This is a genomic window from Sulfolobus tengchongensis, from assembly GCF_036967215.1.
In the GTDB taxonomy this organism is placed as follows: domain Archaea; phylum Thermoproteota; class Thermoprotei_A; order Sulfolobales; family Sulfolobaceae; genus Saccharolobus; species Saccharolobus tengchongensis_A.
Map to the genome: position 1 here is coordinate 1,029,102 of NZ_CP146016.1, position 16,560 is coordinate 1,045,661.

Here is a 16,560-nt window from a genome sequence, read left to right on the forward strand (position 1 = left end):
TTTTTAAGAATGAGATGAAAGCTAGTTACACGTTACCCCTTTCAATAGTAATGATAGTCCTACCAATATTTCCAGCATTAGTTAATTCTTTTCCTGCATTCTTAGCGGATGCATTAATAGATTTCATCATTGCAACTTATATTCTAATAACTGAAAAACCATGGGCTAACGACATAAAGACAGCTATTAGCACTCTGTACTTCACAGCATTAGCAACCTTTGCAGATACTGCGGGAGTTTTCTTTGTGATAGCTTATCAAGATCCGTTTAAATTCGCTTTAGTCACCTTAGTCTTATCAATTCCGTTTATATACAATTTATTCCTAGTATTAAAACAAGTATTACCATCTGTAATAAAATCCGATATACTATATGTTGGGAATGGATTTTTTGCATTTGTACTAGTTTTGATTATAGGTGCAGTAATAGGAAGACTTTTCATAACAAATTTCTACGCCCTCTTGCCCTTATATACTGGGTTTTTAATATTAGCTATCATAGCTTTATTTTACTTTAGGAAAAAGTGAATTACATATGCCAAGGATGGCAATTATAGGAGCTGGACCTGCAGGCTTATCTCTAGCATATTTCCTGAAAGGACACAGAAATTATGAAACCACTGTATTTGAAAGTATGCCAGAACCCGGAATAAAGCCATGTGCATGGGGGTTGATAACGGGAATAGAAGAATTAATACCAATTCCTAAAGAGACCATAATTAGTGAAATTAAAGGTTTTAGGATTTATCTTGATAATAAACTCGTATTTGACATAAGAACTAAAAATAGGCTAGGGTATATCATTGATAAGCCTCTTTTCTTGAAAAGACTTGCGGATGAAGTCAATGTAGAATTTAACTCGAAGGTTATTCAAAAAGGTAATAAATTCTATACAAATAACGAAATTTTAGATTTCGATAAAGTAATAATGGCAACTGGGCATTATAGTGTAGACAAATCGATGTCAATCCCCGCAATCCAGTACATTACAGACTACGAAATAGACCGAGAAGTCGTAGAGTTTTACTTTTATTCTGGATTTTTAGGATATGCGTGGATTTTTCCTGATAGAGAAGGTTCAAAGATAGGAATAGGTGGTTACGGAGAGGTCCCAGAATTAAAGGAACGATTAAAGCAAATCCTTAAGGGGAGAGTTAAAATATTTCATGGAGCGAGAGTAACAGATTACGGAATTATAGATGATAGGTTAGATGGCAATTATGTAGGTGAAGCTTTAGGTGCCGTTTACGCGATAACTGGAGAGGGTATAAGACCATCGATAATATCTTCAAAAATTCTGGCTGACTCTATATTAAACGGCAAAGATTTCAGAAAAGAGTTTAAAAAAAGTAAATTATATTGGACTCTAAATTGGCATGCAAAAATTATAAAGATGACAAGGGAAAAAGATCCAGGTACTGTTAGATTATCAAAAGCTTTACTGAATAATGACCCTCAACTAATTTTAAAATTTGCAATAGGCGACTTTAATAGAGTTGATCTTATAAAGATTTTTGGGAGGTCTCTTATTTGAATTCCTCATTTTATTATCTTGACGATATAGATAAAAAGATCCTCAATATACTCCAGCAAGATTCAAGAATACCTTTCTCTAGGTTAGCAAAAATGCTGAACTTAAGTGAGGCAACAATATATGTAAGAATAAAAAGATTGAAAGAAAACGGTGTGATTAAGGGTTTCTACACTGAAATAGATTTCGATAGAATTGGGCTTAGTGTTGTAGCCTTCATATTGATAAAGGCAGATCCTAAAAAGTACGATAATATTTTAAAACAATTAGTTGAAATGAAAGAAATATATGAAATCTATGATGTAACTGGTGAGTATTATGCAGTACTCAAGGTAAGAGTACCAACCAGAGAGGATCTCGCAAAAGTATTGGACAAGATAGGAAATATGGATGGGGTAACTTCCACTTATACTATGTTGGTACTTAGGGTAATAAAAGATAAGAAAGAACTAGATCTTTGATCAGGAGCGAGAGCTCCTCATCATATTTCAGTCGGTTTTCTATTCCTCATCTCTTGATCTTCTCTATCAGATGTTCGACTATATATTTAGCTGGATTAATGTTAGTAGCTGATTCAAATCCATTCCATAAAGGTGCAGCGTTAACTTCAATTATTTTATACCCACCACCCTCTTCTACATCCTCTATAATATCAATTCCAGCATAATCTAAACCTAATACCTTAACACTCTTTAAACTTATTTCTTCTAGCTCAGCATTTGGAATCAAGACTTGTGCTATTGCACCTTGAGCTATGTTAGTTTTCCATCCACTTCTCGAAATTCTGTATATGCTACCTAGTACTCTATCACCGATTACAATCACTCTTATATCTCTGTCAGGTTTCTTTACATATTTTTGAACATATACTGGTTGATTTATGGATAAAATTGCTTTTGCAACTCTAAATGCTATATCAGGATCTGAAACTTTAACTGATCCCAAACCAAGGCTTCCTACAACTGGCTTTATCACAACTTCACCCCATTTATCTACAAGTCTCATTACTTCGAAAGGATCCTCAACCAGCGCAGTGTTGGGTACTGGAATGCCAGCACGTTTCATCCGCATTAAACTTGCAAATTTATCCCTAGCTAACAGTATTGAATCTGGCCTATTCATTAGCACTACGCCATTTCTTTCCAATTCCCTCAAAACATCGAATCTTTTTATAAATTGCTCTGTAGTAGAGATAAAGCCTAGATTTCTTATTAAACCACCGTCTATATCGACTCTTTTTCCACTATATGTAAATTCTATCCCATTTTCAGTTATCTCTGCATTTAATTTTGAAATTCTGATATAATATGCATTGTGATTTCTATTTTTTATTTCTAATAGTAATTGTTTTGAAGCCTCAGTAACTTTCTCTGATTCATGAATCACAGCAAGTCTAATTATAGTTCACCAAAAAGACCTTCAATTTAAATTTCTTAAATCTTATCTATGCCAACTTCCTTAAGAAGACCGTTAGCTAAGAACTCTGGAAGAGATCGTATTTCGTTAATATATTCAGATTGGAAAGGAATCTTATCTATTATCTCATTATATTTTTGTTTGTACTCTGAATATATTGACTTCACGTAGTCTTCTAGTTTACCCGACTTATAATATTCAAATAATTGCTTTGCGCTTCCACTTATTTCCTCTATTCTTTTTGTTTTATAATCTACAAAGTCATCTATTACTTGATAAATTATACCTAAATATCTACCAACCTCTAACATCTTATCCTTAACATCGTAGTGATTGGAAGCGTAAGCAGATAATACCGTAGAAAGTTTAAATAAACTACCAGTTTTTAACTCAATAGTCTTCACATAGTCACTATTATTATACATATCCCTTAAAGCACCTACAGCAGTATCTTTCCAAAGCTCAATACTAGTATTTAACGCATCATCTCCATAAGAAGTTTGAATTATTCTAAGCGCAGTAGGAATGAGATAATTTGTTATAAATATTATTTTCCTATTGCCATAAACCACCCACGCTGCTTTATCTCCTCTCCTCGTCACATCTAGGTCAACAATATCGTCTAAGGCTAAAGAGGCTGAATGAAGGATTTCTATAGCTAAGGCTCCGCCATAAGAGTCTTTTATGTTACCACCTAATGCTACAGTAAAGAACATATTCAAAGTTCCTCTGAAACGTTTCCCATCTTTAAGAATATAACTACTCATTTCCACTAAATCCCATTCCTTATTGCTGTCTAGAAATTGTTCTATTAATTTGTCAATAATCTCCTTAGCTTCTAACCAAAATTCAATAATACTCAAACTTAATGTACCTCCGTTATCTCTTTTTTAAGTAAAACATAATCATACTTAAATATATGGGTGCTAATAATGGATCAACATCAAGTAATATCTCATTTACCTTTTTGCCTTCAGATCTTAATGAAAATATAATTCTCCTCATAATATGCATATCTACACCACTATAAACTACTTGAACCCCATCTAATATTTTAATGTCAAAATAAGTTGAAACAGATAGTCCAAGCTTTTCTAGAAAAGACTTAGTAGGAGTCATTATAGGTGATAGAAGCATAGGTAAGTCTAAATTAAACGCCTTTGCCTTATCTCTAATATAATTATCCAGATCAGTAAGATCACTTAGCTGGTCTTTTATTCTTCTTTCTCTTTCTGTATTACCACCAGTTAAAGACTTTAAAATTGACAAAGACAAGTTAATTTCACAAAAGATCTTATCCAAGCTAAAAAGTGAGATATAATTATATCTAGGTTTAATATTTGTCGATCCACAATAGTAGATATCACCGTCTACTCCTAAATTTCCTAAATTATCTATAAGTTCCCTCAGTTCGTTCTCATCCTCAGTAAACGCAATAACTTTAGAAATTTCAACATATGGATTCTGAAGAAAAAGAAAATCATAAATGTTAGTTATCATAATAATTTTATTCCTCAATGTAGAAAATGCCCTACTAAGAGTAAATGCTGGCAATTCAGAGTTACGCCCATATACGATTACTTCGAGTCGTGACAAATCCATTTTTAAAAACTTTATCAATTTTCTCAGACTAGTGCTGTCTTCAGGCTGTTGCAACAGGAACACAACCCCTCTTCCGGCTTCTCCGGCAACTTCTGAATTAGCGCATATAAGAGTTTCTTAGCTTTCTCTACATTTTTCGACATAACTCTCTCTACCTCTTCCGCAGTTACTGGGACTTCTGCAAAGACGTCATAATCGGTAACCATCGCAATAGTCGCATAACACATCTGAGCTTCACACGCTAAATTGACTTCCGGGACTAGAGTCATACCAATTATATCAGCCTTGTAAACTTCTCTCCAAACTCTACTTTCTGCTCTTGTTGAGAATCTAGGACCTTCAATACATATATAAGTGCCTGTATTGTGTACAACAATGTTAAGTTCATTAGCCGTTTCTATCGCTAGTTTTCTTAAATGATTACAAAATGGATCGGCCATTGATATATGTGCCACTACTGGCCCATCAAAGAAAGTATAATCCCTTTTCTTTGTCATATCTATGAATTGGTCGGGTATTACAAAATCCCCTGGTTTATAATCCATTCTCAGACTACCCACAGCAGAAACTGATATGACCCATTTGACACCTAGTTCCTTAAATGCCCAAATATTAGCCCTATAATTTATCTTATGAGGGGGAATTCTATGTCTCCGTCCATGTCTTGGTAAAAATGCAACCGTTTTACTACCGATTTTACCTATGGTAATTAAATCACTTGGTTCGCCATATGGCGTATATACCTTAAGCTCTTTAGCTTCAGAGAAAATTCCAGGGTCGTATAATCCAGAACCGCCTATAATCCCTATTAGGGCTTTTTCATTTTGTTGAATCATAGGTGAAATACATTAATGTTCCTTATAAAGTATAAACCAAAAAATTGATAAAGTTTTAACAGAGATTTTTTAGGGAGTTAATTTTGCCCAAGATACCAGTAAAGGTAGTTACATGGGAGGATATAGTGAATCTTTCAACAAGATTGGCTGAAAAAATTAGAGATGACGAATATAATGTGGATGTCATAATAGCAATTGCAAGAGGTGGATTAGTTCCAGCTAGATTAGTAGCTGATGTATTAGGTATTTTAGACATATTATCAATAAAGATAGAACATTGGATTGTAACTGCCTCACATACTCCAGAGGCCAAAGTGAAATATCCCTTTAAGGTAGATCTATCTGGAAAAAACGTGTTAATAATAGATGATATTACAGATACCGGTGACAGTATAGAATTAGCTAAAAAGTATGTAACAGAAAATTTTAGACCTAAAGAAGTAAGAACGGCTACACTCCAATATATAAAGCCCGTAGCTAAAGTAGTTCCAGATTATTATGCTGATGAGATAACAAGCTGGACGTGGTTCATGTATCCTTGGAATTATTGGGAAGATGAAATTAATCTATTAAATAAAATATTAATAGAGAAAAATAAGCAAAATATAGACATAAACGATCTCAAAAATCTTTTTAGAGAAAGTTATGGTATAGAAAAACCACCAATTCCATTAGAAGATATATTAAAAGAAATGAAAAGAAGAAAAATGCTTTAAATTCACTAATATATTCTATACCTTAACTTACCTACCACACCATTAAACGTTTTTTTAACCCACTCGCCCTCCGGTAACTCATCTCCTATAACAAAAACCTTAACACCATAGTTTTCGGCGTCTTGTGCCAATTTCTCTAATTCCTTGCTATTGCTAGCGTCTTCATGAATTATTAACGCTTCAACTGCACCCATCTCCATGGCCTTCTTTATCTGCTCTATTCCGTAAATTATTAAACCGTCATCTTTAGCTAGATGATATTTTAGTTCTTCCAATAGTTTCTGTACCTCAACGTATTGTTGATTCTTTAACAGATCCTCAGCTTTCATGACCATTTCTCTCAATCCAACCTCGCCTTGATCAGATACATCGAATAAGGGCTGTAATATTAATTTCTTAACTCTATAGTCAACAAAATCTTCTTTATAGAAATCCTCCTTAGCATATCCAGGACCGCCTAACAAAATACCTTTCATCTTACCATTCTCTATAAAAGGTAAGAAGTACGTATTGACCTTTTCACCAACCTCCTTTAAAAAGTTATGATACATCTCATCAATTATTCTATCGATTCGTCGCTGGGATTGACCTCCCATCATGTGCTTTCCAGGCACAAAGCCTTCAATCTCCTCTAAGACCTCTATTCTTGTACCTTTAAGTAAGCCTATAGTAGCCTCATCTCTCTCAACTATTATTAAACCATATACTGCAGTATCCTCTATCATATCCTCTAAAAATTCTGTATGGAATTCCTTATCAGTTCTATAGAAGAATAATGGTACTTTATCTGGTGGGGAGAACATAAAACACTTAAAGTCCTCAGTATCAAAATTCTCTCCACAAAACATAACTAATCCATTTCCATCAACCTTAGGTATTTTATTTAACCTATCTATTGCAGCACCAATCGCTGATAATACAGCTTCCCTGGTTCTCTTTAGCTTTATGTTCTGCGCTATCGAATATTCTTGTCTAAGGAGGTTTACTACATCTGGAACTGGTCTCCCCGGAGGAATGTACAAGGACAAAAGCACGGTAGCAGGAGCCTTCCATTTTTTTAATTCCTTAAGCAGTGTCTTTAATTCTTGTTTATTTATAACGTATTCATCAAAGACTCATCCCTAATCATGTAGCATTATCACATCGCCTCTTAAAAAACTATCGTAAATAAAATCATATTTCTCTCAAATATTACACTGACAATTTAGTGCAAAACAGAATAACACATTGTCCCATAATGAAGTTATAAACTATTGAAAATTACATTACTCTTGTAAAGACATAGAAAAATGTAACATAACATGGTAAAATTTTCGAAAAAGTAAAGTTATATAATTATGTTTATATCTATGCTATGGGGTTTGAGTCTCACTGAATCTCATATACTTTGTATTCAACACTCAATTCTTGAAGTTCATCGAAGTAATGGTTATCTAATCATCCTTTTTCATCTCTCTTCGCAGGGAAATCCTAAAATTTTAACTTCCCTTACTCACTACTATTAGAGAATTAATTACCCGCATCTAAAGTGGGATGTAAAGATAAATTACGCTCGAAATATTCAAATTTTATCCTTTTATGGAAACTGTTTTCAACGGCATGACGGAATAGCACAAAATTATGATACTAAGGCCTATTTCTAGGTTCTTACTAAATCATCATTGAAATTTTTAATATTTATATCATTATACTATAACCATAGCTATCATTAATGCTGATAACAGTAGTTCTGGAGACATTGGCATCACACCATATAGCGTTGGTATTATTAAACCCATTATAGAACCAATATTCAAAGCTAAGCCAACCTTTCTAGAATCCTCACCCCTTGAAACTAAATATTTTGGAGCTAGACCCAATACACCTAAACCAAAGCTAGTAAAAATTAAAACCATCCAAGGAAAATAAAGGAACATCAATAAACAACTGATTAGAACAATAACAGAACTTAAAACCAAAACCCTCCTAATTCCAAAAAATTCACCAATTACTGGTAAAAAGACATAAACCGGAATAGACAACAGATAAGAAGGAAGAATTAACCAGGCTAAACCTAATCCCTCAAAAATACTTGGAATAATTTGTAAAACGAAAGCTGGAGACAGTGCGGAAATATAAATAAGGATAGAAGATAATTTAGGCAAAGATATAAAACTACGTTTGACCCATTTAAAATCTTCATTATTATCTAATCCCAGTAGCGATAATAACATTATAATAAATCCCACTATAGTTATATCATACCAATCCTTAAGGAATGCAAAAGCAAAATACCCCATAACCCAGCCAATAGACCAACCTGCAGTAGTTAAACCAACTAAGGCACTATTACCACTATTAACAGCACTCTCAACTGCATAGCTTGTTAATAAGCCAAATAATACACCGACAAAGAATCTAACTATCGCTAATATATTGAGATCTAGAAAATTTTGAAGAATGACTAGAAGTCCCAATAAAGGAAAACAGTATGCCACTGCATTGAACTTAAGTGATTGATATAAAAAAGAACCCATAATTCTACCCAAAAAAGGTAAGGCAACTATTGCAAATACCTCCCAATACGCCAGATTCATCGTCTTACTGAGCCAATTAACGAAAAACGAAGGATAAACTAAGACAAATGTGGGAATAGCGTAAGAGAAAATAGGCAATATAAACGATCTTAACCTAATTGGCATTAACCATCACCTCCCTGCTAATCTTTCTTAATGATATCATGTTTAGATTAAGTAAATCAACTACCTGAGAGAGAAGACTAAAACTATCTAATACTGATTTACGTAGCGGAAGCGAATGCTAGTTAAAGCATTTACAAACTTACTAATTAATCAAATGAATTTGAAGAGAAGCATATTGAAGCTAACAACTTTCAGAACTTCTTTGATATTAATTCTTATTTCAAGCAAATGAGATTTTTTCGTAACACTTTATAACTAAAAGGTGATGTAATATTTTTAGCTAATCAGAATATGTAGTCGTAAAACTTTATACCTAGTTATTATAAAGTAATGAATGTGCGGGGGTGCCCGAGCCAGGGCAAAGGGGGCGGACTGAGGCTCCGCTGGCGAAGGCCTGCACGGGTTCAAATCCCGTCCCCCGCATCTTCATCCCGTTAAAATATGAGCTAGTAAGAGTTCTATATTAGACGAATCTACTCTGTAAGATCCGTAATATTCCTCGTTGAAGGAAAACAAAAATACTCCGTCATTTTTTACATTCTTTTTTGATATGAGCGAATTTACTACTGCAAGTTGAAGGGAATTATATTCAGCATCTTCTTTTTTTACCATATTAATCACTAAAAAATTTCTACTATTTTCTTGCATATTCCACGTCATTATATACTCTAGTGTATTTTGAATTGAAAAATAATCAGTTATAAATACATTAAAAACTCTGTCACCTTTAATACTAGATATCTCTTCCTTAGATATACCAGCATACGTATCAATTATTATGTAATCGTATCCATTTAAGGGGACTTTACTCCAATCATTACATGCGAATACTGTAAAGCCTAAAACAAAGGATAGTTCACACTCCTTTATCCCTAATAACTTGGAAATTGTATGTAAATTATCTCTATCCAAAAACAATACCTTATATCCAGAGATTGAGATGATTCTAGCTAATGCAAATGCTATGGAGCTCTTACCTACGCCACCCTTTATTCCTAAGATTCTAATAACAGTAGTACTCAACTATTTCTCTCTATAGTACTTCAGATATATTTAATATTTTTTCTACTTGAAACTTAAAAACACATGAAGGTACTATATATTATCAATGAGTGTCATTGAGAAATTCGTTAAAGATATAGAAAAATCCAATGATTATGAAGAGATCAAGATGTTGGAAAACCTATGGATGAAAAAGATAACGAATTTCCCACAAGATATAAAAATAATTGAAGAAGAAGAAGGAGAAAAACTTCATTTATTCATACTTAAAGGAGCAGAAGCTATATTATTACATAAACCCACTAATATATTCTTATATATTACCAATTTAACGTCCGTAGAACTAGAAACATTAAGATATATCACTATAAGAAAAAAATGCAAGGAAGCAGATGACAATTTTGTAAGCCTTGCGTTTGAGTATATTAGCTTCAAAAATAAGGCGAAGATAGGAATGAGATAATGTAATAGGACACTAAGGCTAATAATCTCTTAGACCTTTCTTACATAATTAAATAACATATTTAGTCCTGAAAATTCTGAAATAATTAATCAATATGACTAAATGAACGTTATCTTAATGGTGGCTATTATAATTCGTTAACATCGTGAATATATGTAAACTTTCCGGAAAGTTTTAGACTAACTTCAGTCTTTGATAATGTGATAATAGACTAGAAATTTATTGGACTTTTAGTCAGTTATGTCAAATATAGTCCACGTTAAAAATCGCTAAAACAAGCAAGAAACAATTTATTTGTTGCAGAGTTACCTAAAGTTAAGCAAGCATTTTATATGCTAGTAAAAAATTTCCCATATGAAAGCACTTGTTTTTGATAAAAGTGGTATAGAAAACCTTAAAGTAAAGGAAATTGAAGAGCCTAAATTAGGTCCGCATGACGTATTAATAAGAGTAGTTAAATCAGGGTTAAACCCAATAGACTATTTTGTCGTAAATTACATACCAGTAAAACCAATGCCTCACATACCGGGAGCCGAAATAGCTGGAGTAGTGGAAAAGGTTGGAGAACACGTAAAGGGTTTAAACAAAGGCGATAAGGTAGTGGTTTATAATAGAGTATTTGATGGAAGCTGTGATTTGTGTTTATCTGGTAAGGAAATGTTATGCAGAAATGGAGGGATAATGAGTGTCGTAACAAATGGAGGTTGGTCAGAATACTTTTCAGTCCCAGATAAGAATGTATTCAAAATTCCGGAAAATATGAATTGGGATCTAGCTGCAAGTTTACCTGTAGCAGCACTAACTTCGTACCATGCATTAAGAGAATTAGAGATAAATCCCAATGATATAGTTGTAGTATTTGGCGCAAGTGGAAATACGGGAATTTTCGCAGTGGAACTTGCTAAAAAGTTCGGAGCTACTGTTATTGCAGTTTCAAGAAAGAATTGGTTAAAAGAAATAGGAGCTGACTATGTTGTAGGGTATAATGAAGTAGTGGAAAAAGTAAAAGATATAACTAGTGGGAAAATGGCTAATATAGTTATAAATTCTTTAGGTTCGTCGGTGTGGGACAAAAGCTTAGAAGTTCTAGGTTATGATGGCAAACTCGCATTTTTCGGAACACTGACTGGAGGAGAAGTAAAAGTAAACTTAAGCTCACTATACGGAAAACACATAAAATTAGTGGGGACTACTGGTGGGTCAAGGAAGGAATTAATGGAGTTAATAAACTTATGCAAGGATTGTAAGGTAAAAGTTTGGAAAACATATAGTCTAGAAGAAGGTGCAGAGGCAGTTAAACAAATAATGAGCGAAAATAGAGACGGCAGAATAATGTTACAAATCTCATCGCAACACTGAAGTAGGTTCCCTTATTAAATCTAACACGTATCTGATTAGATCGTTGATCTCTTTAGGTGGCTCAATATCCTTAAAATGTCTCTGGATAAGGGAAGGATAAAATGGGATAACAAATCTTGCAGACTATTGCAAGATCTCATCCCCTCTTATAAATTCTTCTAACCTATTTTCTTGACCCGCCAAAATTTTGTTTACAACTACTGCTATTACTTTCAAGAATCTAGCGTTAGTAGGTAGAGATAAGCCTAAGAGTTTTTCAGCATAACCCCTTACGAAATCGTTTAATAGAGAAGTGTAATTCAAAAATCTCTTTACTGGGATTTCATCTCCGCTAAGAACAAGAACTGTATTGTAAGTAAAATTTCTGAAGTTCTCCATAAATGCCTTAAGCTCAATTTCTGTTGCGAAATCATGAGGTAAAGACGAATGATCCACAATAACTAAATCGCTATCCTTTAATAATTTTCCATATAAGTATTTAAATGAATCGAGATCCACATTATTCACATCTTGTTCATTTGAAAAAGACATATTTACCACAGTAAGATTCCCTTTACTAACATAGAATAGCTCATTTTTACCCTTTAAAAATGAGAAAATGTTATTATTGACGCTATATATTCTACTTATTGTTCCCGAATAAGTTTTATCAATAAGTGTTACACAATAATAATTACTTAATTGTTTAGCAAGATAATATGCTACAGTCGATTTTCCAGAACCACCTTTAAAACCGACAACATTTATTCTTATCATTGAGTTTTATTATAACAAACTACCTTATAAAAGTATATCAGAAATATACCGCAATTATATTCTATTATTTTATATTAAAAGTTCTATAATGCATGAGATGTCATGTATAAATTTTTCGTATATGGTTAAATGTCCTAATTAACATAATTTTTTGCTTGACACATAAGAATTATTTGCTTGGCTTCCTTATACGATTTATTCTAATATCTTAAAAAATGAAAATATATCCTTAAAGTATCCGGAAAGAATCATTTGAAATCCTATTATAAATTGAATTAAATTCCATAATCTAGATCAAGATAAATTATTTCCTAGAAACTAACTAGATTCTAGGCTAATGTTACAGCTAGAAGGTATTGCATTAAATTAAGATTCCATGTGCTAGATTCAAATGATACCCTATCTATCTGTATAATACTATTTATTTTGTTATTACAATTTTATAAAGGCTTGTACAGTTTACCTCCTAGTAATTGAAATGTAAACTATTGTAAGTTTGCTTTAGATATTCAACACCATTAATATCAATAAAATAATGAAAATTGAGTTACATCTACAATGGGAATGGTTATAGGATATTGCTAAACTGATTCAAACTCATATAATAAGATCATTAGTATTATTAATTAAGTTATGTAAAATGGAGTCAAGCCTTTCGTACACGTAATTATTGTTAATCGGCTTGTAATTGTAAATTTTTTCATCGAAAGGAATAACAGCAACCATATTAAATTTCTCACTTTGATAAATTGATTTTGCAATACTCCTAGCCTCGTCCATGTCTTCAGGGATCGGTGGAACCATATTTATAGCTAATGCTTTGTAATTTACTGCATCCCTCCATAGTTGAGAGTACTTTATGGTAGAATTTAAAGAAGGAATATCACTTAAGTATACTGATTTTCTTACTAGACTCAATTTTTCTAAGGACTTTACTATAATATCATCTGGCATCAGACCAACTGAAGAATCCAAAATTATATATTGTATTCCTAAATCGCTCAATTTTTCCATAGCCTCCATAATCTCATCTCCTAAAGAATAAATTTTGTTAAAATCTATCGGATCTGACAAAAGTTTTAACATATAAAAATTATCACTATTAATTAAACTTCTGGAAAGCGCAGGTAATCTATTTTCAATTTCTTCTACAAGGCCGATATCGTGATGTCCAAGAACCAGAGATCCGAAGGAAAGATAGTCATGATCCAAATATAGTACCTTGTTACCCATAAAAGATAACCTTTTAGCAAAGTAGAGCGAGTACGTAGTTTTCCCTATTCCACCTTTAACTCCGAGTACATAAATAATTTCCATCTCTTTTCCACTTTCTTCTTGCTTTTATTGACCAATATAAAAATTTTTCCATGGGCTTATAAATGATAATGAATATATTCAATATTCGCTTTATAGCTCAAGTATTACTTCTTTATGAAAATTGCAGTAGTAGGAGTAGTTTGTGGATTTTCTGAAAATTGAGACTATTCTCTCTATCAGGACTATTCATAGAATTATCGTCTAGTTTTCAAATGATACACACACTATACTTAGGAGTACATAATTATCATGTTTATTTTTAGAGGAATCTTTATTTTGAAAAATAACTAAATTTAATTTGGATTCCATTATTTACTATTTCCTCCCCTAAGATATTTTATATACTCTTCTATAGCATGTCTTATAAAATCGCTTCTCGAGCTATAGCCTAATTTCCTTAGAGTCTCATCAACCATAGTTAATAAATCCTCTTCTAACTTAAATGTAACTACCATAGAATTTTGGGTTTCTAATACATAAGTAATATCGTCAATTCTAACTATCTTTTCCATTTTCTATTACCTATAAATGTTATCTAATTATACATTATAAATTTTAATGAAATGTCACTTGGAAGACTACGAGCAAATAATATCCACAAAATATAACATAATATAGTCAATTTCCTAGCAATTGTAGTTAGAATCGTTATAACTTGCTTAAGCTTCTACGTTATCAGTAACAAATTAAAACATCTAATACAATAATCTACGTATATTGATACTGCTCATGCTATTCATTCTGTGCTAACTTTAGACATAGCACAATAGATTACTATTACTATAGTACCTACCAAAAAGCAGAAATAAGAGTAGTCACCCAATACTATTGATAAACTTGCTTTTTTATAGGAGAAAAAAAGAGAAGCCAACAGCAACTCAACTATTCCCGTTAGCACAAATGCACGGCCAATATTAAATAGTTTTATTCTCATTTTTTACTCGCCTTTTCAAATATGATGTAAAATGATATGACTAAGCTGATTGTAAGAAATAAAGTTTCATACTCTATAATAGTAAAACTAGAATGAGACTTATTCAATATATACGAAGGAATTGGTTTATATACGTTAGGCTCTAGAGGAACAGTAGCTCCAATTAAAGTTGCGTTTATCCCCTTACCTGTATAGTGTATCACTATTCCATTATATGTATCGACGTAAATTGTAAAATTGTATAAATTAACAATATTAACATCTATATTATCGTATTGTGCAACCGCATTTTGTGTCGCATTTGGAATAAAAAGAAGAAAACTGGGATAAGCTACTATGTAAGATAAAGATATATTATGACTTATTTCGGTCATATTTACGATAATAGAATTGCCACTTATATTTAGAATGGTAATTAGTAAGAAATAATGAGTATAATTCCCTGATATTAAATATAACAGACTAGCATTGGTTAATTCCATTTGTAACTATCACCTATCTCATTGCTAGATATGCAAATATGCTTAACAACGAGGTAAAAACTAATATATATAACCACAAAATAGCTATGATATATATACCTGTTAAGTGCTTATAATATATTATTACGGGAGAAGTTAGCGCAAAAAGAATCATTAGCTTCATTAAGGCAGATTCGTATCTTACACTAAAAGTCATTCTTAGAAGAATTTTTAAAAATAGATTATTTCTTATTTTCACTAGATTAGGAACCTTATATGCTATTTTTCTTCCATCATTAGTTAATGCATAAACTTGGACAACCTTTCCCAGTAAATTTTTCTTATTAACTTTCTTAAAGATCTTCTTATTCGAAAATAAATCTATATAATATTTAAGAGTTTGTCTAGATATGCCTAATTCCTTAGAAACTCTGTCAATAGGTAAAATACCATTATTAAGTAGAGCTGCCTTCAATAACTCTAGTAGATAGTAGTATTGAACAGGATTATCTGTGCTCAGCAATGAAAGATCATCGTTAGCCTTTTCTTGAGTTAATACAGTATTCTTCATGAGTTCATTCAATCTACTTAATAGTTGTTTTCCATTATCAGATAGATCATAAACGTCATACTTTACTTTAACTACTAATTCTTTATCTATTAATTTTCTTATGGCATCTGCTACTGCCTTTTTACTATTGCCTGTGCCATCCGCTATCTCTGAGACAGATGAAGGACCTTTAGAGCCTATAAAAAATAAAATATCCCACTGCAGTTTAGCCCTAGCAAAGTCGACGATCGAATCTAGCTCTTTCAAAATATCGAAAACATTATAAGCCATTTCATTAATTATTAGACTCTAGATCTATTTAAACCTTGTTCATAATTATACAAACATAATATTTATATATAAAATTTAAGTGTTACCATAGATTTAAAGGCGTCTAAAACCATACTATAGTGCATTTTGTAGTAAGTGTACGTCGTTATATAATTGCTTATATGAGCGAAAGTTTGTATGATGAAAACTAATCCGTTGAGGTTTCAATGAAAAAGACTAAAACTACTATAGTTTCTTATCTCCTTTAATCAGATTTATCAAGTAATCTACACCCTCGTATTTGCTCATGACGATTGCTTTATCGTTTAATTTCAAAATTAGATGATTATCACTTATTGCTATAGTGTTATCTTTTAATGTAGAAGGGAAGTAAGCCAAAGTTAAGTCACCATGAATAATATTAAACCTTTGTTTAATTATTTCTGTGAAATATTTCCCATAAACCTTTGTAACATACTCATAAAACGTATTTAGATCTTTTATATCAGGTATTCTAGACTCTTTGATCAAGTATAATGAGAACAAAACAATAGGAATTAAAAGAATATAAAAACCATACACTATTGTTACAACTACGAGGATAGATATAACACTAACTAGCGCTAGTTGATATACCTCTTTCACACTATTGTTTTTATCAAATAAA

The 16,560-nt window shown here is 32.1% G+C and carries 18 protein-coding genes, 1 tRNA gene and 1 pseudogene; 7 read left to right on the forward strand and 13 right to left on the reverse strand.

The features are described 5' to 3' along the window. Positions 1-14: 14 nt before the first annotated feature. The 3 genes from V6M85_RS04765 to V6M85_RS04775 are packed head-to-tail and all read left to right on the forward strand — an operon-like array spanning position 15 to position 1,991. Positions 15-527: a hypothetical protein gene (locus V6M85_RS04765; protein WP_338603657.1), complete on the forward strand. Its 513-nt coding sequence runs from the start codon at positions 15-17 to the stop codon at positions 525-527. Between the two features lie 7 nt (positions 528-534). After that, the gene (locus V6M85_RS04770) at positions 535-1,533 is read left to right on the forward strand and encodes an NAD(P)/FAD-dependent oxidoreductase (RefSeq protein WP_338603659.1); all 999 of its coding nucleotides are present in this window, start codon (positions 535-537) and stop codon (positions 1,531-1,533) included. Further along, positions 1,530-1,991 carry an Lrp/AsnC family transcriptional regulator gene (locus V6M85_RS04775; RefSeq protein ID WP_338603661.1) on the forward strand — a complete coding sequence of 154 codons (462 nt, stop codon included), beginning with the start codon at positions 1,530-1,532 and terminating at the stop codon, positions 1,989-1,991. The genes V6M85_RS04770 and V6M85_RS04775 overlap by 4 nt, the downstream gene beginning before the upstream one ends. Before the next feature lie 46 nt (positions 1,992-2,037). Here the strand turns inward: V6M85_RS04775 and V6M85_RS04780 are convergent, their stop codons facing one another. The 4 genes from V6M85_RS04780 to V6M85_RS04795 are packed head-to-tail and all read right to left on the reverse strand — an operon-like array spanning position 2,038 to position 5,384. Further along, positions 2,038-2,916, reverse strand: a complete 879-nt coding sequence (locus tag V6M85_RS04780) for a RimK family alpha-L-glutamate ligase (RefSeq protein ID WP_338603663.1) — start codon at positions 2,914-2,916, stop codon at positions 2,038-2,040. Between the two features lie 47 nt (positions 2,917-2,963). Then, complete coding sequence (gene gdS-2 / locus V6M85_RS04785; RefSeq protein ID WP_338603665.1) at positions 2,964-3,809, reverse strand: hexaprenyl pyrophosphate synthase; 846 nt, start codon at positions 3,807-3,809, stop codon at positions 2,964-2,966. 16 nt (positions 3,810-3,825) lie between these two features. Next, entirely contained in the window at positions 3,826-4,611 is a 786-nt protein-coding gene (locus V6M85_RS04790) for a hypothetical protein (protein ID WP_338603668.1), read from the reverse strand. Continuing rightward, positions 4,572-5,384, reverse strand: coding sequence for an S-methyl-5'-thioadenosine phosphorylase (locus V6M85_RS04795; RefSeq protein ID WP_338603671.1), 813 nt, complete (start codon positions 5,382-5,384; stop codon positions 4,572-4,574). Before V6M85_RS04795 ends, V6M85_RS04790 begins: the two co-directional genes overlap by 40 nt. Positions 5,385-5,467: 83 nt before the next feature. Between V6M85_RS04795 and V6M85_RS04800 the strand changes: the two genes are divergently transcribed. Beyond that, entirely contained in the window at positions 5,468-6,100 is a 633-nt protein-coding gene (locus V6M85_RS04800; RefSeq protein WP_338603673.1) for a phosphoribosyltransferase, read from the forward strand. Positions 6,101-6,105: 5 nt separating this feature from the next. Here the strand turns inward: V6M85_RS04800 and prf1 are convergent, their stop codons facing one another. Together prf1 and V6M85_RS04810 are read right to left on the reverse strand one after the other, a co-directional pair. Beyond that, the gene (gene prf1, locus V6M85_RS04805; protein ID WP_338604606.1) at positions 6,106-7,197 is read right to left on the reverse strand and encodes a peptide chain release factor aRF-1; all 1,092 of its coding nucleotides are present in this window, start codon (positions 7,195-7,197) and stop codon (positions 6,106-6,108) included. Between the two features lie 588 nt (positions 7,198-7,785). Next, positions 7,786-8,781, reverse strand: coding sequence for a transporter (locus V6M85_RS04810; RefSeq protein ID WP_338603676.1), 996 nt, complete (start codon positions 8,779-8,781; stop codon positions 7,786-7,788). Positions 8,782-9,119: 338 nt separating this feature from the next. Between V6M85_RS04810 and V6M85_RS04815 the strand changes: the two genes are divergently transcribed. Continuing rightward, positions 9,120-9,204 (forward strand) — tRNA-Leu (locus tag V6M85_RS04815). Positions 9,205-9,207: 3 nt separating this feature from the next. Here V6M85_RS04815 and V6M85_RS04820 read toward each other — a convergent pair. Continuing rightward, positions 9,208-9,804: a ParA family protein gene (locus V6M85_RS04820; RefSeq protein WP_338603679.1), complete on the reverse strand. Its 597-nt coding sequence runs from the start codon at positions 9,802-9,804 to the stop codon at positions 9,208-9,210. Positions 9,805-9,889: 85 nt separating this feature from the next. Between V6M85_RS04820 and V6M85_RS04825 the strand changes: the two genes are divergently transcribed. Continuing rightward, the gene (locus V6M85_RS04825; protein WP_338603682.1) at positions 9,890-10,246 is read left to right on the forward strand and encodes a hypothetical protein; all 357 of its coding nucleotides are present in this window, start codon (positions 9,890-9,892) and stop codon (positions 10,244-10,246) included. Between the two features lie 354 nt (positions 10,247-10,600). Then, entirely contained in the window at positions 10,601-11,605 is a 1,005-nt protein-coding gene (locus V6M85_RS04830) for an alcohol dehydrogenase catalytic domain-containing protein (protein ID WP_338603684.1), read from the forward strand. On the opposite strand, the pseudogene V6M85_RS04835 reads toward V6M85_RS04830, so the two are convergent. From V6M85_RS04835 to V6M85_RS04860, 6 genes and pseudogenes are all read right to left on the reverse strand, one after another. Further along, positions 11,591-12,361, reverse strand: a pseudogene (locus V6M85_RS04835) (ParA family protein). The gene V6M85_RS04830 and the pseudogene V6M85_RS04835 overlap by 15 nt on opposite strands. Before the next feature lie 597 nt (positions 12,362-12,958). Further along, positions 12,959-13,678 (reverse strand): ParA family protein, encoded by a 720-nt coding sequence (locus V6M85_RS04840; RefSeq protein WP_338603686.1) that lies wholly within the window; start codon positions 13,676-13,678, stop codon positions 12,959-12,961. A 308-nt stretch (positions 13,679-13,986) separates the two neighbouring features. Beyond that, entirely contained in the window at positions 13,987-14,190 is a 204-nt protein-coding gene (locus V6M85_RS04845) for a ribbon-helix-helix domain-containing protein (protein ID WP_338603689.1), read from the reverse strand. 418 nt (positions 14,191-14,608) lie between these two features. Beyond that, the gene (locus V6M85_RS04850; RefSeq protein ID WP_338603692.1) at positions 14,609-15,094 is read right to left on the reverse strand and encodes a hypothetical protein; all 486 of its coding nucleotides are present in this window, start codon (positions 15,092-15,094) and stop codon (positions 14,609-14,611) included. A 13-nt stretch (positions 15,095-15,107) separates the two neighbouring features. Beyond that, positions 15,108-15,914 carry an HTH-type transcriptional activator ArnR gene (gene arnR, locus V6M85_RS04855; RefSeq protein ID WP_338603694.1) on the reverse strand — a complete coding sequence of 269 codons (807 nt, stop codon included), beginning with the start codon at positions 15,912-15,914 and terminating at the stop codon, positions 15,108-15,110. 225 nt (positions 15,915-16,139) lie between these two features. Beyond that, positions 16,140-16,538 carry a hypothetical protein gene (locus tag V6M85_RS04860; protein ID WP_338603696.1) on the reverse strand — a complete coding sequence of 133 codons (399 nt, stop codon included), beginning with the start codon at positions 16,536-16,538 and terminating at the stop codon, positions 16,140-16,142. Positions 16,539-16,560 lie beyond the last annotated feature (22 nt).

Excerpts from the sequence above, each read along its gene's own strand:
- V6M85_RS04840 (WP_338603686.1), bottom strand. The coding sequence starts at position 13,678 with ATGGAAATTATTTATGTACTCGGAGTTAAAGGTGGAATAGGGAAAACT.
- V6M85_RS04830 (WP_338603684.1), top strand. The coding sequence starts at position 10,601 with ATGAAAGCACTTGTTTTTGATAAAAGTGGTATAGAAAACCTTAAAGTA.
- V6M85_RS04845 (WP_338603689.1), bottom strand. The coding sequence starts at position 14,190 with ATGGAAAAGATAGTTAGAATTGACGATATTACTTATGTATTAGAAACC.
- V6M85_RS04765 (WP_338603657.1), top strand. The coding sequence starts at position 15 with ATGAAAGCTAGTTACACGTTACCCCTTTCAATAGTAATGATAGTCCTA.
- V6M85_RS04810 (WP_338603676.1), bottom strand. The coding sequence starts at position 8,781 with ATGCCAATTAGGTTAAGATCGTTTATATTGCCTATTTTCTCTTACGCT.
- V6M85_RS04795 (WP_338603671.1), bottom strand. The coding sequence starts at position 5,384 with ATGATTCAACAAAATGAAAAAGCCCTAATAGGGATTATAGGCGGTTCT.
- arnR (WP_338603694.1), bottom strand. The coding sequence starts at position 15,914 with ATGGCTTATAATGTTTTCGATATTTTGAAAGAGCTAGATTCGATCGTC.
- V6M85_RS04770 (WP_338603659.1), top strand. The coding sequence starts at position 535 with ATGCCAAGGATGGCAATTATAGGAGCTGGACCTGCAGGCTTATCTCTA.
- V6M85_RS04825 (WP_338603682.1), top strand. The coding sequence starts at position 9,890 with ATGAGTGTCATTGAGAAATTCGTTAAAGATATAGAAAAATCCAATGAT.
- V6M85_RS04850 (WP_338603692.1), bottom strand. The coding sequence starts at position 15,094 with ATGGAATTAACCAATGCTAGTCTGTTATATTTAATATCAGGGAATTAT.